Raw genomic sequence first — 19352 nt, 5'->3', positions numbered from 1 at the left:
GATTTTAAAAACAATTTAATTTTCAAATGCATTGAAAAAAATTAGTTTTAAAAACAAGTTACTTGAGCTTTCTTAACCAGTAAAATAATGCCTAAATGGTTGCTGCATAAAAAGTTAAGATATCCTGGAATTCCTTGAAAGATTATTTAGTTTCTTTTTACGAGATAAACTTCGGTACGTCTGGCTTCATTGGCATCTTTCGTGTTGTAATCAGTACCCTTAAAATTGGTGGCAATTTGCACAGGGTCTGTGCCATAACTCATTAAAGCTTGTTTTACCGAATTGGTTCGTTTTGCAGAGAGATGCTCATTAAAAAACCTTGTTACCCACATTACTGGCATTGCCATCAATAAAAACGGTAGCTCTAGACTCCGTTTTTAAAATTTCTACGAGCGATAAAAGGTGGTTTTTAGCATTTTGGTCTAAAGCGAAACTTCCGTTATCAAAATATATATTTTTATAGAAATGTTTTGATACACTAAGTGGTTTTTGAGGAGCAGTTGTGTTGGTATTTACAATGGTTAGATCTTGAGATACCATTACGGTATCTTTATGTGTAGTATTTTTCTGTGCGCTGTCTTGTTTGGTACTCGAAGCAAGAAGGGCGTTTAGAGAATCTAGCTTTGAAAGGGCAAGCGATTTGGAACAAATTTATGCTGGTCTTGGTCTTGGGGTTAAATTTAAGCTAACCGATAGAATTTCATTGGCATTAGAAGGTAAAAATACGACATATAATTTTAATGCGGCTAAGTATTTATTGACAGATGCCGATAAGATAAGTTTAGGTATAACAGATGCTGATACCGAATCTAACCGGCTCTATAGCTGGAGTGTGCAAGCTAGTTTGCAATTTTATCTGGGAGGCAACAAAATGGAAGAGGAAACCGAGCTAGATCGTGCTTATAGACGTCAATTTCAAGGTGGCTTTAAAGGGCTGCGGTTAATCGTAGAACCTAGTGTGGGGCACATCAACTTTGATGGTGCTTCAGCTTTGAGGGATTCTTATGTAGTTGGTGGGTTTCTAGGTATGGATTTTAATCAATATGTTGAGTTTCGAGCATTTTATTTCAAATCGGCTTCAGAAAACGCACTCGATTTTAATTGGCAGCCTTTACAACTTTACGGTTTAGAGTTTAGAGCTAATTTAAACGATGGCAATAGTGTGATTCCATATTTAACTTTTGGAGGAGGGCGATTGGGTGTTCAAGATGGCTACAACGATAATATAGATTTGCCAAAAGCCGATAGTTCGATGTTTGAATCCGCCGGTGTGGGCTTAAATATTCCATTGGCTAAAAATATTGCGATAACGGGAGCAGCCAAATATTTGATAACATCGGGTGAGGATGTTCAAGATATACAAAATACCGAAGGTATACAGAGCCATTTTATGTACAATGCAGGTTTAAAATTTGCAATAGGTGCTAAATCTAAAAGTCCTGAAGCCATTTATCAGGATAATTTAGAAGAGGCTAAAACCATCCAAAAGGTTTCAGATTCAATAGCCTATCAAAAACGAGCGGCAAAAAAGGCGGCCGCCCATAAAGAACGTATTGAAACGCAGAAAAAAGAGTACAATACAAAAATAGATTCGTTAAATACAGCTTTGGAGACTTCTAGAAATACCCTTGATGCCGAAACAACAATTTCGTTGCTTGAAGAGAAGAAAAAAGTGCAGGATGATTTAAAGCAGGTTGAAGATGTTGAACAAAGCTTGGTTACGCTTTCGCAGGAAGGGGTTTAAAAAGTTAAAGGAGAAACTGAGGCGCAATCTGCTAAGGAAGAAGAAAATATAATGATGCGTTTGTCGCCAGAGCAGTTCGATTTATTTATTGATAGAATTGTTGAATCGATAAAACTAAACCAACCAGCTAAACAGCAACCTCAAATTGTACCGCAATATATTATCCCTTATCCATATCAAATGCCAATGCCATCAACGCCGACCGATAAAGCCTATGTTGACAGTTTAAAAACGGAAATAAACATGTTAAACAAGCAGGTAAAACAATTACAGGATTTGTATTTGGAAATGAATAAAGACAATTTAGAAAATGCTAAAAAGAAGGATGCAGATAATAAGCACTAACCTATTTTAGTTTTAAGATAATAATAAGCCTCGTTAATTTGACGGGGCTTTGTTATTATTGTGTCTTAAGGTTAAAGCGGTGTTTAATCAAAAGAATCTATTTTAAAAAACCTTCGAGTTGTTGTCTCTTTTTTGGGGGCAAGGCTTCATTGTTAATGGCTAACTTTAAGTGGTTTTGGTTTTTTTCTTTTGAAATAATTAATTTGAAGAGTTCAGCCGTGGTTAAACTGTTGGTATTCTTTTCAATAAGCTGAAAGACGTCTCCTTTTTCAACTGTGCCTTCTTCTATTATGCGAATATAGGTTCCGGGAAAACTGTGTTCAATAAATTGTTTTATAATGCTTTGCGAACCAAACCTAATCCCCAATTTAAAGCAGGGCTCCCTAGGTTCGGTTATCTGTACAATAGCGTTACCTATTTTGTAAATATCGCCAACATATATTTTGGTCTCATCTAAATTTTTGACGGTAAGGTTTTCTCCGAACATCCCCCAATCCCAATCGAGATTCGGATAAAGATCTTGCCAGTAGCCATATTGATTTTCTGAAAAAAGATAGCAAGCCTTAAATTCGCCACCATGATACTTTCTGTCGATAACAGCATCGTTTTGTACACCGCTTTTTCCCAAGAAAATAGGCATATTGGTGGGAGTTTTAAAAATGCCAGTTTGTTGTGTTTTTCCATTCCAAGTAATGGTAGTGGGTTTTGAAAGGTTTGTGGAGGTGATTTGCATTTTTCAATGGCTTTTGAAATTTATTTTTTTAAAGATTGACATTATTGTCAATCTAAGGTAGCTGAAAATTTTAATACATTCAATTTTAAAGAATAAAAAAGCCACTAGTCAGTCAGTGGTTTTTTATTTGTTTTGATTCGGTCATTTAGTCCGTAGCAATCAATTCAATATCAAAAACTAATACTGACCCTCCTGGAATGTCTCTGTAATCATAACTTCCATAACCCAAATGGGCGGGTACTAATAACTTACCGTTGCCGCCTTCGTTAAAATAGGTAATGCCTTCTGTCCAGCCGTCAATAACCTGTTGTAAATTAAACGTTATGCCCTCTGGATCACTTTGGTCGAACACAGAACCGTTTAAAAAATAGCCTTTGTAAGCTACGGTTACATTACTGTTTGTGTTGGGTTGCGTACCTTCACCTTTATGATCTATAATGTAATATAGGCCAGATTTGGTTTTAGTAGCGTTTAAGTTATTATCGGCGATATAGGTTTTGATATCGCCTTCGTTCTGTTCTCTATAATCTATGTGGTTAAGGTTTTCATCTTTGCTACAAGATGCCATTGTTAATAAACTTATAACTGCTATTAAAAAGTGTTTCATGAATTTTTACTTAAAATTTTGTGCTTAAAGGTTAGTCTACTTTTTTAAAACGCAATGTTTCATCGCCTGCTTCATTATATAGATAAAGGGTTGCTTGTTCGTGTTTATAACTAGCTGTTTGTGATATAACTTGGTTGAACTGTTGTGAAACCGTCATATCTGGACACATTTTTCGAGTTGAAGCCAGCGGGCCGAAAGTAAGTGTGTTGTCATTTAAGTTTTTAATACTGCCTGAAAAATTATTGCAGCCGTCTGAGCCAAAAGCTTGCATTTTTGATATGTTAATTTCAAGCGTAGGAGTGTTTTTGTTTTCAATCTTGTTACCATCAATATGGGTTGCAGCCCAAATATCGTTAAGTATTGCCTTTTTGTCTTTTTGCTTTTCTAAAACTTTCACTAACTGGTATTTTATCGATGACGCATCGGCAGGAACCGTTTCGGGTTTGAGATGTGTTTCTCTAACTTCAATTTTTTGTATGTAACCAGGCTCGAAAGTAAAGCCTTCTATGGGGGAATAAAATAAAGTCCACTCAGCGTTGTTTAAATCGTCGCCTTTAAAAACTTGAAGGCATTGGGCTTTTCCTGCCCCGGCATCGCATTCCACTTTTAAGCTGTTTACCCAATAGGTTGTTGTTTCCGCCCCTACATTGTTGCTACATGAGGTATTTAAAATAGCCATTAAAAATAAAACGGGAAGTGTTTTGATAAATGTCATAATTATAATTTTGAGTTATAGTTTGAAGATGTGTTTTTTGTGTTTTGGTTGCGTTAAAGGAATCATAAAAAAATAGCCACGAACCAAAAAAACCACTCTGTTTAAGGAGTGGTTTTTTTGGTTTAGTTTGAGATGTTGAATCAATTTCTGCATGACAACTAGCTTACTTTATCATATCGTAACTACGCTTGATAAAATTTGTGAGTTCTTCACCTTTTAATAAGCCTTGGGATAGTCGAGCTAAATCTAAACTTTGATTTATCAAACGCTCTTGCTTCTTCTTGGTTTTAGTATTTAAAATTTCACTTACCAGGTCGTGGTTTGTGTTTACCACTAAATTGTACATTTCTGGCATGTTGCCCATGCCAAACATGCCACCACCGCCAGTTTGCTGCATTTCTTTCATGCGGCGCATAAATTCTGGCTGTGTGATAATAAACGGATTGGCATTACTGTCCATTGCTACCAATTGAACCATGAATTTTTCAGAAGGAATAACTTCTTTTAAAAGTTCGTCTAAGGTTTTCTTTTGCTCGTCGTCCAATTTAGAAATAACGTTGTCGTCCTTTTTAATTAGATTGTCGATATGGTCACCATCAACACGGGCAAACGAAATGTTTTCTTTACTGGTTTCTAATTTTTGGATTAAGTGGGATACAATTGGCGAGTCTAATAACAACACCTCATAATCTTTAGCTTTTGCAGCCTCAATATAACTATGTTGCGCATCTTTATCAGACGCATAAAGGATTACCAGCTTATCATCCTTATCGGTTTGTTTTGCTTTAATTTTATTGTAAAGCTCGTCGTAAGTAAAGTATTTGCCATCAACCGTTGGGTACAATGCAAAAGCATCAGCTTTTTCAAAGAATTTTTCTTCAGAAAGCATACCGTATTCAATAACGATTTTAATATCGTCCCATTTAGCTTCAAAATCTTCACGGTTACTGTTAAATAGTGATTTTAATTTATCGGCCACCTTTCTGGTGATGTATGACGAAATTTTCTTAACAGCGCCATCGGCTTGCAAGTAAGAACGCGATACGTTCAAAGGAATATCCGGAGAATCGATAACGCCGCGAAGCATGGTTAAAAATTCAGGAACAATACCTTCAACATTATCGGTTACAAAAACTTGGTTTTGGTATAATTGAATTTTGTCTTTTTGTATCTGCATATCGTTAGACAGCTTTGGAAAATACAAGATGCCAGTTAGGTTGAACGGGTAATCAACATTTAAATGGATATGGAATAAAGGCTCCTCAAACTGCATTGGGTAAAGTTCGCGGTAGAAGTTGCTGTAATCCTCTTCCTTTAAATCTGTTGGCTGTTTCGTCCACGCTGGATCGGGGTTGTTAATAATATCATCAACTGTAATTTGCCTATGTGGTTCTTTGGTTTCTTTCCCGTCTTTATCGGTAATAGTTGCAGGTTCGTGCTCTGGGTCGTTTATTTCCTTAGTTCCAAATTTAATTGGGATGGGCATAAACTTGTTGTACTTATTTAACAACTCACGAATTTTAGATTCTTCAAGAAATTCAGTAGAATCATCTGCAATATGAAGAATGATTTCTGTACCTCTTTCAGTTTTTTCGGCAGGTTCTAAAGTAAATTCAGGTGAACCATCGCAAACCCAATGTGCTGCAGGTTCGTCTTTAAAAGATTTGGTAATAATTTCAACTTTGCTGGCAACCATAAAAGCAGAATAAAAACCTAAGCCAAAATGACCGATAATACCGGCGTCTTTACCAGCATCTTTATATTTGTCAATAAACTCTTCAGCGCCAGAAAAGGCAATTTGGTTAATGTATTTTTCAACTTCATCAGCAGTCATACCAACACCTTGGTCTATAATGTGAAGTTTTTTACCTTCTTTATCGACCTTTACTTCAATTTTTGGGTTGCCGTATTCAACTTTAGCTTCACCAATGTTGGTAAGGTGTTTTAATTTTAAAGTGGCATCTGTGGCATTGCTGATAAGCTCACGTAAAAAGATTTCGTGGTCGCTGTACAAGAATTTTTTAATGAGAGGGAAGATATTCTCTACCGATACATTAATGTTTCCTTTTGTCATGATTTATAATGTTTTTATTGTTGTTTTTTATGCGTATTTATGAAAAGCAACAAAAATGCCAATGGCAAAGAAGTGACAAACTGACATAAATATTTTGTGTTGGTCATTTTTTATGGTTTTAACTAAAGTCCCGATACTTTAATTGTTGTTAAATCCAGAGATTATTTTGTATTTTGGTTTAAATAAAAAATTAGGGGTATGTACAATTCTAAAATAATTGGTTTGGGCAAGTATGTTCCAGATAACGTGGTAACCAATCATGATTTGTCGAAAATGATGGATACCAATGATGAATGGATACAAGAACGGACTGGCATAGAAGAGCGCCGTTGGATAAAAAAAGGAAGTGGCGATACATCGGCAGTTATGGGCGCAAAAGCAGCAAGGATTGCAATTGAACGTTCTGGTTTGACTAAAGACGATATCGATTTTATTGTGTTCGCAACTTTAAGTCCTGATTATTACTTTCCGGGCTGCGGCGTGCAAATACAAGATATGTTAGATATGCCTACCGTAGGTGCTTTGGATGTGCGCAACCAATGCTCTGGATTTGTTTATGCCATTTCTGTAGCCGATCAGTTTATAAAAACAGGCATGTACAAAAATGTTTTGGTTATTGGAGCAGAATACCACAGTAACGGTCTGGATAAAACGACAAGGGGAAGAGGTGTTTCGGTTATTTTTGGTGATGGTGCTGGCGCTTGTGTGCTTACCAGAGAAAAAGATACCACAAAAGGTATTTTATCTACCCACTTACACAGTGAGGGTAAATATGCCGAAAAGCTTATGGTAAAAGGCCCCAGCATAGCACATTGGGTGCCTGAGATTTTAGAAAACCCTGATGATACTTCTTATTTTCCATATATGGACGGTACGTTTGTGTTTAAGCATGCCGTTGTACGTTTTAGCGAAGTAATCATGGAAGGCTTAAATAAAAATGCCCTGAAGAAGGAAGATATTGATATGCTAATTCCACACCAAGCTAATTTGCGGATAGCTCAATTTATTCAAAAAAAATTTGGGCTCAGGGATAATCAGGTTTTCAATAACATTATGAAATATGGAAATACTACGGCTGCCTCGGTAATTATTGCACTTACCGAAGCGTGGGAAGAAGGAAAAATACAAGCAGGAAATCATGTTGTGCTAGCCGCTTTTGGTAGTGGTTTTACTTGGGGTAGCGCCATAATAAAATGGACCTAAAAACGAAAACCCCAAAAGCAGATTTTGGGGTTTCCTAGCTATTAATCAACTTCAACTAACACTAATGTGAAGAATCTTATACTGTTAGACGTAAAAAAGCCAAAATTATTGCATAACATGCTGATATTTAACGTTTTTTAACAAAACTAAAAAGCCCAAAACAGAAGTTTTGAGCTTTTGTATACTAATCTTTACGAATTTAAAATGTGTAGATGACTAACTCTAAATAATTATTATTCGTTTTTTTGGGCAGATTGTACCCGTTTAGAACGTAAGTGTCTGGTTTTTATTGTGTAAAGTCTGGTTTTTTTTAAATAAAAACATTTTATATGAATCCGCCACTACCAGACTCCACATTGTCATCTCGCTTTTTACGCGATTTAGCTCTAAACTTACCACCGCCAAATCTATAGGAAAGTCCTATGTTCCATGTGTTGCTTTCCCAATTGAAAGCGCCAACTTGCCTAAAAGGCTTGCTGCCGTCAAAAGCAAATTCCATAGTGTCAAAAATATCGTTGTAATTAAAACTAAAGGTGCCTCTGCCTTTGTCAAACCCAATGCGAGCACCTAAGTTTACAAAGTACATAGGTTTCCTATCTATCTGGATACCTTTGTTTTTTCCTCTGTAAAACCCAAAAGCGGTTAATGCAATGCTTTTGCTCAAACTAAAGTTGTTGTACATTCTAAAATTCCAGGCCACGTTATCAACTTCGTCTACTTGTGTTTCTATATCGTCTACGGTAGCGGTTTCGATAGGAGCGGTTAGTTTTTCAGCAATACCCTTGTTTACTTGAGAGTATAAATCGAAACTGGAGTTGATATTCCACCATTTGGCCGGTCTGTAATTTGACGAAAGCTCAAAACCGTAAGCCGAAACATCATCAAAATTATCGTGGGTTAAAATAACACGTCCAGAATTTACATCGGTACGGTCGATAAATAAAGCTCTATTGATATCATCACTAATTCTTCGGTAAAAAATACCTGCAGTTACGGTGCCTTTTCTGTTATTTAGCGTACGCGTATAATTAGTTTCTATGGAATTGGTAAACTGCGGCCTCAGATTAATGTTTCCATAAGAAGACACCAAAGGCGTGCTCCATTCTTTTATGGGGTTAACTTGACCAATGCCAGGGCGGTCTACACGTCGACTGTAACTTATCTGATACGAATTTTTTTCGGAGGGTGCGTAGGTAATGAATGCAGAAGGATAAACTTCAATATAGTCGTTTTTAAAGGTTTCGGTACTTTCGGCTTCAGAAGATAGTGCAATAGCATCTTCATTTACGCTTTCGGCACGCGCTCCAATTTGGTACGACCATTTTCCTATTTCTTTGCTAAACGTAGCGTATACTGAGTAAATATTTCGGGTGTAGTCAAAATTAGTGCTTGGTGTTGGACGTAAAACGCCTTCGTTATTAAAAGATTCTCCTGTTGAGGCGTAAGTATTGTCGGAATTAAACAACCGTGCCTGTAAGCCTAATTCTAATTTTGAGGTTTCCGAAAGTGGATTTATATAATCTAAGTTAGCTGTGGTACTTTTTCGTTTTGTGTAGTTAAAATCTTTGTAGTCTTCATTAGACCCCAAAAGAAAAATAAAATCTGCCGGTCTGTTATCGTCAAAGTTGTTGTAGTCTACTTCCAGTTCAATGTTGTGGCCGTCTTTGGAGAAATCGTGTTTGTAATCAAAATTATATTGCGATGATGTATTGTCGCTTTCTGATAAAAATAGCTGACTTTGGTTAAATGAAGCATCGTTAAAAAAAGTGGCTTCATTTTCACCTTTGTTGCTGTTTGTTGAAGGGTTTTGGGTGGTAAAAACCGAGAAAGTGTTTTTTTCGTCTAAATAAAAATCAACGCCAACTTTAAAAAGGTGCGAGTTTCTTTTGTCTAAAAATCTAAACGTTTGTTGTGAGTTGTTTTCTGGTCGTTTTACTAAGCCACGGTTCCTGTTTTTTGCAATGTTATTGCTGTAACTGCCATAAAAGTTGAATTTTCCATTTCTGTAATTCATATTTAAAGCGCTATTGAATTTAGCTTCAACTTCATGGGTTAAGCCTACACTAAAATCACCATTAAAACCCTGCAAGGTGTTTTTGTGCAATATTATGTTTATGATGCCACTCATGCCTTCCGGGTTGTACTTAGCCGAAGGATTGGTAATCAATTCGATAGATTTAATGGCCGTTGACGGTATTTGTTTTAGCAATTGTGCCGTGGGAATATTGGAAAGTTTGCCATCTACCATAACCCTAACATTTTGGTTGCCGCGAAGGCTGATATTGCCTGTTTGGGCATCAACACTAACAGATGGAATGCCTATCATGAGTTCTGAGGCACTTCCTGTGGCTGCCAAATCTTTTCCTATGGTAATAACTTTTCGGTCTACCTTTTGTTGAATGGTTGAGGTTTCGGCTATAACGGTAACTTCATCTAGGGTTTCGGCTGCTTCTTCAAGAAAAATTTGTCCTAAGTCTACTTTATAGTTGGCCTTACCAATGGTTATGTTTTTGTCGATGGTTTTATAGCCTATGTATTGAATGCTGACCACAAGATTGCCTTCTTCAATTTTTTCTATTAAAAACGTACCGTCTTCCGAGGTAATTCCTCCGGTAATTGTTTTTCCAGAGGCATTTTTTATTATTATGTTTACATAAGGTAAGGGTTGCTTTAAAATGGCGTCTAATACGGTTCCTGAAACAGCGCCCGTTTTGGCTATTTCAGGGTCGGTGGTTGTGTTGTGCGCAAGTAGTGGAGTAGTTAATAAAACAAGGCACAATAGAATTGCATTTTTCATTTGATTGATAAGTTTTTTGATTGATGTTGTAGTTTCTAGACGCGAAATAGCTACACTTGTTACTAAACTTACTGGTTATTAACAGCATTTTAAAATATGAATAAGAAGACATTGGTGCTTGGCGCCTCATTAAAACCTAACAGATATTCCCATTTTGCCATACAGTGTTTGGTGGCCAACCAAGTTGATGTTGTGGCTATTGGACAGAAAAAAGGTGAGGTGTCAGGAATAGAAATTGATACAGAATTAGTAAAATATACAAACGTCCATACTGTAACGCTGTATCTAAATCCAAAACGGCAAGCAGAATATTACGATTACATTGTTTCTTTAAAACCTGAGCGGGTAATTTTCAATCCGGGAACCGAAAACCCTGAGTTTTATGAAATTTTAAAGGAAAACCACATTCCTTTTGAAGTTGCTTGTACCTTAGTGCTGCTTTCTACGAATCAATATTAATCCCAAAAAGGTTAGTAGGCCGTTGATAATCAGTATTTCGAAACCTATTTGGTAGCCGTTAAGTAAATCGACCGAATATTCATTTATTAAATACGATAGTATTGGTGCCACTATGGCAATAATCCAAACGAATTTATCTTTGAGTTGCTGTTTTGTGAAAATTCCAAAAGCAAATAATCCCAGCAATGGCCCATAGGTGTAACCGGCAGCTTTAAACAATTCCCAAATAACCGATACGTCTTTAAAAATCGCATCAAAAAGGATGATAACAATAACCAACAAAGCACTGATAAAAACGTGTGTTCGTTTTCTTATTTTTTTCCGAATCTCTTTGGGTTTCTTATCCAGTTCAATAATATCGATACAAAACGACGTAGTTAAGGACGTTAAAGCCGAATCGGCACTCGAGTAGGCAGCTGCAATAAGTCCCAGTAAGAAAAATGCAGAGGTCAAAATACCAATTTCGGGTAACATGGCTATAGTAGGAAACAAATCGTCTTTTTTGGCGGTTATGCCATTTTGATTGGCATACTGTGTTAATAACAGTCCCAAAACTAAAAACAGAATATTAACAAAAATTAATACCACACTAAACGAAACCATATTTTTTTGTGCTTCCTTTAGGTTTTTGCAAGTTAGGTTTTTTTGCATCATATCTTGATCCAAGCCTGTCATGGTAATGGTAATAAACATACCCGCAAAAAAGCTTTTTACAAAATATTGGGCATCGTTTACATCGTCAAAGAAAAAAACTTTGCTCATGCTATCTTGTTTTACATTTTGGTAGATGTCTGAAATGCTATTCAAATCCAATGCATTGGCAAGAAATACAATCGTAATTACTACCGAAATTAGCATAAAAAGTGTTTGAAGGGTATCGGTAAAAATAATGGTTTTTATACCGCCTTTAAAAGTGTACAACCAAATTAAAAGTATCGTTATAATTACGGTAACCGTAAACGGAATGCCATATTGGTCGAATATTAAAAGTTGCAAGACCTTAGCAACTAAAAATAACCGAAATGCGGCTCCAACAACACGGGATATTAAAAAAGCAACCGAACCGGTTTTATAGCTTACGTTACCAAAGCGGTCTTTTAAGTACGTGTAAATTGATGTTAAATTCAGTTTGTAATAAATGGGCAAAAGCACATAGGCAATAACCAGATACCCAAACAAATACCCAAATACCACTTGTAAATAGCCAAACTGTTTGGTTTCAACAGCGCCAGGTACAGAAATAAATGTCACGCCAGATAGCGATGCACCAATCATCCCGAACGCCACTAAATACCATGGTGCTGATTTGTTGGCCTTAAAAAAAGCGTCGTTACTATCTTCTTTACCAGTAAAATAGGAAATCAAAATAAGTACTGCAAAGTAACAGACAATGAGCAAGAGGATTTGAGTGGCCGACATAAGATTTCGTTTTAATCAGCCAAAATACAAAATAAGTTAAGCCCTCAAAGTCATTTATTTATTGAATTTGCATCAAAAAGTGTTAATTTCGCGATCATGGAATTTTCTTCAAAACTTTTAGAACGTGCCGTCAACGAAATGTCGCAATTGCCAGGTATAGGCAAGCGTACGGCTTTGCGTTTGGTATTGCATATGCTACGGCAACCCAAGGAGCAAACCACGGCTTTGGCCAAAGCTTTACAGACCATGAGGCAAGATATTAAGTTTTGTAAGTCGTGCTATAATATTAGCGATGTAGAGTTGTGTGAAATTTGCGCAAACCCCAATCGTAATGAAGAAATTATTTGTGTGGTTGAAGACATTCGAGATGTTATGGCTATTGAAAATACGAGTTCGTTTAAGGGTATTTACCATGTTTTGGGAGGAAAAATTTCGCCTATGGATGGTGTTGGTCCGCACGATTTAAATATTGTCCCTTTGGTGAATAAGGTTAAATCAGGACATGTTAAGGAACTCATCTTTGCGCTTAGTTCTACTATGGAAGGCGATACCACTAATTTTTACATATATAAACAAATTCAAGATTTTGATGTGTTTACGTCAACCATTGCCCGAGGGATTTCGGTGGGCGACGAGTTAGAATATGCCGACGAAATAACCCTAGGAAGAAGTATAGTAAACCGCGTGCCTTTTGAAGCATCATTAAAATCATAGATGTGATAAAATGCCAATTTCATAAATAAAAAAGCTAAATTTAACTAAAACCCTCTTTTTGAAACTCTCAGTTGTTATTTTAAACTACAATGTGCGTCACTTTCTCGAGCTATGCTTACGAAGTGTTACGGCTGCTATTTCAAATATTGAAGCAGAGATTATTGTTGTTGATAACAATTCCAAAGACGATAGCTGCCAAATGGTAAAGGCTTTTTTTCCAAAAGTAAAGCTCATTGAAAACAATGAAAATTTAGGTTTTTCAAAAGGGAATAATTTAGGTGTTGCCCAAGCAAAAGGCGAGTATTTGTGTATCTTAAATCCAGATACTGTGGTGGCTGAAGATACGTTTGAACGACTATTGGATTTTTCAAAACTCCAAGCCAAACTTGGTATTGTGGGCTGTAAACTTATTAACGGAATTGGCTTGTTTTTACCAGAAAGCAAGCGTAACATTCCTTATGTAAAGGTAGCCCTCAAAAAAATTTTTGGAACCCCAACAGATTATTATGCTAACCATTTAGCTCCAAACGAAATAGGAGAGGTTGATATTTTGGTAGGGGCTTTTATGTTTTTGAAACGCGATGTTTATAATGAAATAGGAGGTTTTGATGAAGATTACTTTATGTATGGCGAAGATATCGATTTGTCGTACAGGGTATTAAAATCGGGCTATAAAAATTATTACGTTGGCGATTTAGCGGCCATCCATTTTAAAGGGGAAAGCACCTTAAAGGACAAACGGTACGCTAAACGGTTTTTTGGGGCCATGCAAATTTTTTACACCAAGCATTTTAAAAGAAATATTTTCTTCGATATGTTTGTGTGGCTTGGCATTAAAATGGCTTACATTTTTAGGAAAATTAGGAAAGAGAAAGAAAAAAATGTGCAGGAGTATGTCTTTGTTTCCAATGAAATGGACAGTCGGATAAAAAAGAACTTACCCAAACCGGTTAGCTTAAAACCCTTACAAAGTGATTTAAAAAAGGGTAGCGAGGTTATTTTTGATGCTAGCTATCTAACCTATAAAGAAATTATAGGTGCTATGGAAAGTAGCTTTTTGAAAAATAAAGCACTTACCTATAAAATATTACCAAATAACTCAAACTTTATTGTAGGTAGTGATGATGGATATGTTCGAGGAGAAGTTATTATTTTGAATTAGTTTTATTGATGATAATTTAAAAGAAACATAGTTTTTTAGTAATTTTGAAAAATAAATTAAATAAAACGGCTATTACGTTGTAGATATGGCAAAATTTGAACTAAAATTACCGAAAATGGGTGAAAGTGTTGCAGAGGCAACCATCACATCATGGCTAAAAGAAGTAGGTGACACCATAGAGATGGACGATCCCATTTTGGAAATAGCAACCGATAAGGTTGATAGCGAAGTCCCTAGTGAGGTTGATGGTGTTTTAGTTGAACGATTTTTTAATGTAGATGACGTTGTGCAGGTTGGTGAGGTTTTGGCCATCATTGAAACCGAAGGCGAAGACGATTCAAATGCATCTGATGATAATGAAGAAATACAAGAAGTAGAAGAGGAAGCGGTTGCAAAACAGCTAGCCCAAACTATTACTAAAGCCAAAGAAACGGTCGCTCCCGTAATTTCTAGTGGAGATCGCTTTTATTCACCTTTAGTAAAAAATATAGCCAGGCAAGAAGGCATTTCGCAGCATGAACTGGATGGCATCAAGGGATCGGGTAAAGATGGTCGCGTTACCAAAAACGATATTTTAGCCTACATTGAAAACAAAGAAGGAAACCAAATTCGGCAAGCTCCAGCAGAAAAAGCAACTTCTGTTCAACAGCCAATCACAAAGAAAACCGTTGCCCATAAACCCAAGCAAGAGGCTAAATCAGTTGTAGCTAGTGGGGAAGATGAAATTATTGAAATGACGCGTATGGGTAAATTGGTTGCTCAGCACATGGTTGATTCGGTGCATACATCAGCGCACGTCCAGAGTTTTATTGAAGCCGATGTTACTAAAATATGGAATTGGCGCAAAAAGGTAAAAGACGCATTCTTTAAGCGTGAAGGCGAAAACCTAACTTTTACTCCCATTTTTATGGAATCCGTTGCAAAAGCCTTACGCGATTATCCGCTCATGAATATCTCTGTTCAAGGCGATACAGTAATTAAAAAGAAAAACATAAATCTCGGTATGGCGGCGGCTTTGCCAGATGGAAATTTAATTGTTCCCGTAATTAAAAAGGCCGATCAGTTAAACTTAGTCGGTATGACCAGACAAGTTAACGATTTAGCAAATCGCGCTCGACTTAACCAATTAAAACCCGATGAAATACAGGACGGTACATACACCGTTACCAATGTGGGGTCTTTTGGAAGCATCATGGGTACGCCCATTATCAATCAGCCGCAAGTGGGCATATTGGCTTTGGGTGCCATAAGAAAAGTGCCTGCTGTAATAGAGACTTCCGAAGGTGATTTTATAGGTATTCGTTACAAAATGTTTTTGTCGCATTCTTACGATCACCGCGTAGTAAACGGAGCGCTTGGCGGTCTGTTTGTTAAGGCCGTAAAAGATTATTTAGAGGCTTGGGATAGTAATAGAGAAATTTAAAACGACTTTATTGGTCAAAAAAATCCAGCCACAACGGGTTGGATTTTTTATTCTTATAAAATAGAACATCTTAAAATGAATTTAAACCTCACAAAACCCATCTGTTTTTTCGATTTGGAAACAACTGGTGTCAATATTACTAAAGATCGTATAGTAGAAATTTCAGTTCTTAAAGTTTTTCCAAACGGAACACAAGAAAGTAAAACATGGTTGGTTAACCCAGAAATGCCTATTCCCAAAGAAGTCACTGCAATCCATGGTATAGACGATGAAAAAGTAGCCAACGAACCAACGTTTAAAGAATTGGCTAAAGAGGTTTATAATATGATAAAGGATTCCGATTTGGGGGGCTTTAACTCCAATCGTTTTGATATCCCGTTGTTGGCAGAAGAAATGCTTCGTGCCGATATCGACTTTGATATGAAAAACCGATTGGCCATCGATGTGCAAACTATATTTCATAAAATGGAACAGCGTACGTTAAGTGCCGCCTACAAATTTTATTGCGATAAAAATTTAGACGATGCCCATAGTGCCGAGGCCGATACCAATGCCACGTTTGAAGTACTTAAAGCACAGGTTGAAAAATACGATGCCCTTGAAAATAACACCAAATTTTTGGCGGAGTTCAGTTCCCGAAAAAAGTTTGCCGATTTTGCAGGTTTCATTTCGTATAACAAAAAGGGAGAAGAGTGCTTTTCGTTTGGAAAACACAAAGGAAAACTAGTGACCGAAGTATTGGAAAAAGAACCTGGGTACTTTGGCTGGCTTTTGAATGCAGACTTCCCCCTATATACCAAAAAGGTTTTAACGGCCATTAAATTGAGAAGTTTCAATAATAAGTTGGGGTAATGAAATTCAATAAGGCTTTGTGCCTAAGCGATTTTTTTGAGAATATAGAATATGAAACTAATTTGTATAGGTAGAAATTATACCGAACACATAAAAGAACTAGAAAACGAAAAAACGGCTGAACCCGTAGTGTTTTTAAAGCCAGACACGGCTATTTTACTGAAGAAGCAACCGTTTTTCATTCCAGATTTCTCAAACGAAGTACATTTTGAGGTTGAGGTTTTGGTAAAAATCAATAGAGTAGGGAAGTACATCGATAAAAAATTTGCCCATAAATATTACAACGAAATAGGCTTGGGCATTGATTTTACAGCCCGTGACTTACAACGCCAGTTAAAAGAAAAGGGTTTGCCATGGGAAAAAGCAAAGTCCTTTGATGGAGCAGCTGTAGTCGGTAAATGGGTGGCAAAAAGTGAATTGGGTGATTTAAACAAGTTATCGTTTTCACTAAAAAAGAACGATAAAATTGTACAAAATGGAAATACGAGCCACATGCTTTGGAAAATTGATGAATTAATAGAATATGTCTCTAAATATTTCACTTTAAAGATAGGAGATATTATATTTACAGGCACACCGGCAGGTGTGGGCAAAGTTGAGGCTAACGATAAGTTAAATGGATTTATAGAAAACAAGGAAATGTTTTCAATAACAGTGAAGTAAATGGAATTAAACTACAAACTACATAGAGTAAGAGAATTGGCTGATAACGATGAAGAGTTCATTAAAACTTTAGCTGAAACTTTTTTGGAAGAAGTACCTGTTGATGCCGAGCGTTTGAAAAAAGCGGTTGCCGAAGAAGATTATTATAATGCCTATCAAGCGGCCCATAAAATGAAGCCAACAATCGATTTGTTTGAACTTGGTGTGCTTGATACTCTAATAGAGGTGCAAGATTGGGGTAAGTTTGAAAAGCGTGATACCGACATTTCCAACGAGTTGGAAATTGTACTAACGGCAGTTGAAAAAGCTTCCGCTGAAATTAAGTCTGACTTTAAATTGTAACTATGCTGGCCGAAATCATTACCATCGGCGACGAACTTCTTATAGGTCAGGTTATTGACACTAATTCTGCATATATTGCAAAACAGCTTAATAAAATAGGTGTTGCTGTGCACCAAATTACATCTATTCAAGACGACAAAGCGCACATCTTAAAAGCTTTAAACGAAGCTGAAAATAGAGTGGATATCATTATACTTACCGGCGGACTGGGGCCTACCAAGGATGATATTACCAAAAAAACAATAGCCGAATATTTTGATGATACCCTCGTAAAAAGTGAAGCTGTACTTCAGAATATTGAGACCATTTGGCAACAACATGTTAGAACCAAATTACTTCAAGTAAATAGAGACCAAGCCTTAATTCCTTCAAAATCGAAGCCCTTAATGAATAGGCTAGGCACCGCACCGGGTATGTGGATGGAAAAGGGCGAAAAAGTTTTTGTTTCGCTTCCGGGAGTACCTTATGAAATGGAAGCGCTAATTGAAAAAGAGGTCATTCCGCGGTTAAAAGATAAATACCATTGTCCGTATATATTGCATAAAACACTTATGGTTTATGGCTTGGGCGAAAGTGCATTGGCCGAACGTATAGAACCATGGGAAAATACTTTGCCAAAGCATATTAAATTGGCCTACTTGCCCAATTTGGGACAAATGCGCTTGCGCTTATCTACAAAAGGGTTTAATGAAGCTGAACTGAAAAAGGAAGTAAGCGAACAGATTGATAAGGTAATTCCGTACATAAAAAACGAGTTTGCTGGTTTTGAAGATGACGAAGGCTCTGTGGAGGTGGTTATAGCCAAACAGCTCACTAGAATGCAAAAAACCTTGGCTATAGCCGAAAGTTGTACGGGTGGCGCTGTTGCAGAACGGTTTACGGTAAATTCAGGGGCTTCTGCATTTTTTAAAGGCGGGGTGGTTACTTATGCGACGCAATCAAAAATTAATGTACTTCAAGTTCCCAAAGCCTTGATTGACGACTTTTCGGTGGTGAGTTCTCAGGTTGCTGAGTCTATGGCGCAAAATGCTTTGCAACTTTTTCAATCAGATTATGCTATCGCCACAACAGGTAACGCAGGGCCCACAAAAGGCGATTCTGATGCCGATGTTGGTACGGTATTTATCGCTGTTGCTACAAAAAACAGGGTTTCCTCCCAAAAATTTAACTTTGGAAATTTGCGTTTAAAAGTCATAAATAAAGCAGTAAATAAAGCTTTGGAAATGCTTTTAAAAGAAATTTTTAAAAATTGATAAAAATTAGGTTGGCATAATATAAAGAATTTGTATATTTGCACCTCGATTTTAAGCAACAACGAATTTAAAGTTATATAGAATGTCAAGAGTTTGTGAACTTACAGGAAAGAAGGCTATGGTTGGAAACAACGTATCTCATGCATTAAACAGAACTAAACGCAGATTTAACGCGAACTTAGTGAAGAAACGTTTTTACATTCCAGAGGAAGATAAATGGATAACTTTAAAAGTTTCTACTTCTGCTTTAAAAACTATTAACAAAATAGGTATTTCTGCAGCAATTAAAGAAGCAAAATCAAAAGGATTTTTAAAATAATAGCTGTATTTAAATAGTATAAAGACATGGCAAAGAAAGGCAACAGAGTACAAGTAATATTAGAGTGTACAGAGCACAAAGAGTCTGGAAAACCAGGAACTTCTAGGTACATTACTACCAAAAACAAAAAGAATACGCCAGATAGAATGGAGATTAAAAAATTTAATCCTATTCTTAACCGTATGACAGTTCATAAAGAAATTAAATAATAAGAGGTTTTATAAACCCACAAAATATTCCATAGGTCATGGCAAAGAAATCAGTAGCATCATTACAAACAGGATCTAAAAGATTAACAAAAGCAATAAAAATGGTAAAGTCACCAAAAACAGGGGCCTACATGTTTGTTGAATCTATTATGAGTCCAGAACAAGTAAACGACTTTTTAAGCAAAAAATAAATTTTGCTTCAATAATATATTATAAGCTGCTTTCATTTAGAAAGCGGCTTTTTTTATTTTATATTTGAAGGCCTAACTGACAGATTTTCAGAAAGCAAATGAATGGTAAGAAAATTGACAGTTAAAAT

Annotated in this window: 21 protein-coding genes; 14 read left to right on the top strand and 7 right to left on the bottom strand. The window is 36.4% G+C overall.

What is annotated here, in order from left to right; translation table 11 throughout:
* Positions 1-309: 309 nt before the first annotated feature.
* Positions 310-540, bottom strand: a complete 231-nt coding sequence (locus tag GSB9_01149; GenBank protein UKM64599.1) for a hypothetical protein — start codon at positions 538-540, stop codon at positions 310-312.
* A 100-nt stretch (positions 541-640) separates the two neighbouring features.
* On the opposite strand from GSB9_01149, the gene GSB9_01148 reads away from it, so the two are divergent.
* Together GSB9_01148 and GSB9_01147 are read left to right on the top strand one after the other, a co-directional pair.
* Positions 641-1744 (top strand): outer membrane beta-barrel protein, encoded by a 1104-nt coding sequence (locus GSB9_01148; protein ID UKM64598.2) that lies wholly within the window; start codon positions 641-643, stop codon positions 1742-1744.
* 51 nt (positions 1745-1795) lie between these two features.
* Complete coding sequence (locus tag GSB9_01147) at positions 1796-2089, top strand: hypothetical protein (GenBank protein UKM64597.2); 294 nt, start codon at positions 1796-1798, stop codon at positions 2087-2089.
* A 97-nt stretch (positions 2090-2186) separates the two neighbouring features.
* Here the strand turns inward: GSB9_01147 and GSB9_01146 are convergent, their stop codons facing one another.
* From GSB9_01146 to htpG, 4 genes are all read right to left on the bottom strand, one after another.
* Positions 2187-2822, bottom strand: a complete 636-nt coding sequence (locus tag GSB9_01146; GenBank protein UKM64596.1) for an MOSC domain-containing protein — start codon at positions 2820-2822, stop codon at positions 2187-2189.
* A 145-nt stretch (positions 2823-2967) separates the two neighbouring features.
* On the bottom strand, positions 2968-3429 hold the full coding sequence (locus GSB9_01145; protein ID UKM64595.1) for an FKBP-type peptidyl-prolyl cis-trans isomerase: 462 nt from the start codon (positions 3427-3429) through the stop codon (positions 2968-2970).
* Positions 3430-3460: 31 nt separating this feature from the next.
* Entirely contained in the window at positions 3461-4144 is a 684-nt protein-coding gene (locus tag GSB9_01144; protein UKM64594.1) for a DUF4377 domain-containing protein, read from the bottom strand.
* Positions 4145-4307: 163 nt separating this feature from the next.
* Positions 4308-6218, bottom strand: coding sequence for a molecular chaperone HtpG (htpG, locus tag GSB9_01143; protein ID UKM64593.1), 1911 nt, complete (start codon positions 6216-6218; stop codon positions 4308-4310).
* Between the two features lie 198 nt (positions 6219-6416).
* Between htpG and GSB9_01142 the strand changes: the two genes are divergently transcribed.
* Positions 6417-7421 carry a ketoacyl-ACP synthase III gene (locus tag GSB9_01142; protein ID UKM64592.1) on the top strand — a complete coding sequence of 335 codons (1005 nt, stop codon included), beginning with the start codon at positions 6417-6419 and terminating at the stop codon, positions 7419-7421.
* Between the two features lie 325 nt (positions 7422-7746).
* On the opposite strand, the gene GSB9_01141 is transcribed toward GSB9_01142, so the two are convergent.
* Positions 7747-10218, bottom strand: coding sequence for a TonB-dependent receptor (locus tag GSB9_01141; protein UKM64591.1), 2472 nt, complete (start codon positions 10216-10218; stop codon positions 7747-7749).
* Between the two features lie 96 nt (positions 10219-10314).
* Between GSB9_01141 and GSB9_01140 the strand changes: the two genes are divergently transcribed.
* Positions 10315-10677, top strand: a complete 363-nt coding sequence (locus tag GSB9_01140) for a CoA-binding protein (GenBank protein ID UKM64590.1) — start codon at positions 10315-10317, stop codon at positions 10675-10677.
* On the opposite strand, the gene GSB9_01139 is transcribed toward GSB9_01140, so the two are convergent.
* Complete coding sequence (locus GSB9_01139; GenBank protein UKM64589.1) at positions 10648-12096, bottom strand: sodium:solute symporter; 1449 nt, start codon at positions 12094-12096, stop codon at positions 10648-10650. The genes GSB9_01140 and GSB9_01139 overlap by 30 nt on opposite strands.
* A 96-nt stretch (positions 12097-12192) precedes the next feature.
* On the opposite strand from GSB9_01139, the gene recR reads away from it, so the two are divergent.
* The 10 genes from recR (at position 12193) to GSB9_01129 (ending at position 19224) form a co-directional block, all read left to right on the top strand.
* Positions 12193-12810, top strand: a complete 618-nt coding sequence (gene recR, locus GSB9_01138; GenBank protein ID UKM64588.1) for a recombination mediator RecR — start codon at positions 12193-12195, stop codon at positions 12808-12810.
* Between the two features lie 58 nt (positions 12811-12868).
* Complete coding sequence (locus GSB9_01137) at positions 12869-13972, top strand: glycosyltransferase (GenBank protein UKM64587.1); 1104 nt, start codon at positions 12869-12871, stop codon at positions 13970-13972.
* 85 nt (positions 13973-14057) lie between these two features.
* The gene (locus GSB9_01136; GenBank protein UKM64586.2) at positions 14058-15395 is read left to right on the top strand and encodes a 2-oxo acid dehydrogenase subunit E2; all 1338 of its coding nucleotides are present in this window, start codon (positions 14058-14060) and stop codon (positions 15393-15395) included.
* Between the two features lie 75 nt (positions 15396-15470).
* Positions 15471-16247: a 3'-5' exonuclease gene (locus tag GSB9_01135; protein ID UKM64585.1), complete on the top strand. Its 777-nt coding sequence runs from the start codon at positions 15471-15473 to the stop codon at positions 16245-16247.
* A gap of 51 nt (positions 16248-16298) precedes the next feature.
* Entirely contained in the window at positions 16299-16910 is a 612-nt protein-coding gene (locus GSB9_01134) for a fumarylacetoacetate hydrolase family protein (protein ID UKM64584.1), read from the top strand.
* Complete coding sequence (locus GSB9_01133) at positions 16911-17252, top strand: Hpt domain-containing protein (protein ID UKM64583.1); 342 nt, start codon at positions 16911-16913, stop codon at positions 17250-17252.
* Positions 17253-17254: 2 nt separating this feature from the next.
* On the top strand, positions 17255-18505 hold the full coding sequence (locus GSB9_01132) for a competence/damage-inducible protein A (protein ID UKM64582.1): 1251 nt from the start codon (positions 17255-17257) through the stop codon (positions 18503-18505).
* An 82-nt stretch (positions 18506-18587) separates the two neighbouring features.
* Positions 18588-18824, top strand: coding sequence for a 50S ribosomal protein L28 (rpmB, locus tag GSB9_01131; GenBank protein UKM64581.1), 237 nt, complete (start codon positions 18588-18590; stop codon positions 18822-18824).
* 26 nt (positions 18825-18850) lie between these two features.
* Positions 18851-19033 (top strand): 50S ribosomal protein L33, encoded by a 183-nt coding sequence (gene rpmG, locus GSB9_01130; GenBank protein UKM64580.1) that lies wholly within the window; start codon positions 18851-18853, stop codon positions 19031-19033.
* 38 nt (positions 19034-19071) lie between these two features.
* Positions 19072-19224 (top strand): DUF4295 domain-containing protein, encoded by a 153-nt coding sequence (locus GSB9_01129; protein ID UKM64579.1) that lies wholly within the window; start codon positions 19072-19074, stop codon positions 19222-19224.
* Positions 19225-19352 lie beyond the last annotated feature (128 nt).

It is taken from the genome of Flavobacteriaceae bacterium GSB9 (assembly GCA_022749295.1).
Lineage (GTDB): Bacteria > Bacteroidota > Bacteroidia > Flavobacteriales > Flavobacteriaceae > Flavisericum.
This window is presented reverse-complemented; position numbering and strand designations above follow the sequence as displayed.

Coding starts and splice junctions, on each gene's coding strand:
- GSB9_01149 (UKM64599.1), bottom strand. CDS start 540: ATGGTATCTCAAGATCTAACCATTGTAAATACCAACACAACTGCTCCT.
- GSB9_01147 (UKM64597.2), top strand. CDS start 1,796: ATGATGCGTTTGTCGCCAGAGCAGTTCGATTTATTTATTGATAGAATT.
- GSB9_01146 (UKM64596.1), bottom strand. CDS start 2,822: ATGCAAATCACCTCCACAAACCTTTCAAAACCCACTACCATTACTTGG.
- GSB9_01145 (UKM64595.1), bottom strand. CDS start 3,429: ATGAAACACTTTTTAATAGCAGTTATAAGTTTATTAACAATGGCATCT.
- GSB9_01144 (UKM64594.1), bottom strand. CDS start 4,144: ATGACATTTATCAAAACACTTCCCGTTTTATTTTTAATGGCTATTTTA.
- htpG (UKM64593.1), bottom strand. CDS start 6,218: ATGACAAAAGGAAACATTAATGTATCGGTAGAGAATATCTTCCCTCTC.
- GSB9_01142 (UKM64592.1), top strand. CDS start 6,417: ATGTACAATTCTAAAATAATTGGTTTGGGCAAGTATGTTCCAGATAAC.
- GSB9_01141 (UKM64591.1), bottom strand. CDS start 10,218: ATGAAAAATGCAATTCTATTGTGCCTTGTTTTATTAACTACTCCACTA.
- GSB9_01140 (UKM64590.1), top strand. CDS start 10,315: ATGAATAAGAAGACATTGGTGCTTGGCGCCTCATTAAAACCTAACAGA.
- GSB9_01139 (UKM64589.1), bottom strand. CDS start 12,096: ATGTCGGCCACTCAAATCCTCTTGCTCATTGTCTGTTACTTTGCAGTA.
- recR (UKM64588.1), top strand. CDS start 12,193: ATGGAATTTTCTTCAAAACTTTTAGAACGTGCCGTCAACGAAATGTCG.
- GSB9_01136 (UKM64586.2), top strand. CDS start 14,058: ATGGCAAAATTTGAACTAAAATTACCGAAAATGGGTGAAAGTGTTGCA.
- GSB9_01135 (UKM64585.1), top strand. CDS start 15,471: ATGAATTTAAACCTCACAAAACCCATCTGTTTTTTCGATTTGGAAACA.
- GSB9_01134 (UKM64584.1), top strand. CDS start 16,299: ATGAAACTAATTTGTATAGGTAGAAATTATACCGAACACATAAAAGAA.
- GSB9_01133 (UKM64583.1), top strand. CDS start 16,911: ATGGAATTAAACTACAAACTACATAGAGTAAGAGAATTGGCTGATAAC.
- GSB9_01132 (UKM64582.1), top strand. CDS start 17,255: ATGCTGGCCGAAATCATTACCATCGGCGACGAACTTCTTATAGGTCAG.
- rpmB (UKM64581.1), top strand. CDS start 18,588: ATGTCAAGAGTTTGTGAACTTACAGGAAAGAAGGCTATGGTTGGAAAC.
- rpmG (UKM64580.1), top strand. CDS start 18,851: ATGGCAAAGAAAGGCAACAGAGTACAAGTAATATTAGAGTGTACAGAG.
- GSB9_01129 (UKM64579.1), top strand. CDS start 19,072: ATGGCAAAGAAATCAGTAGCATCATTACAAACAGGATCTAAAAGATTA.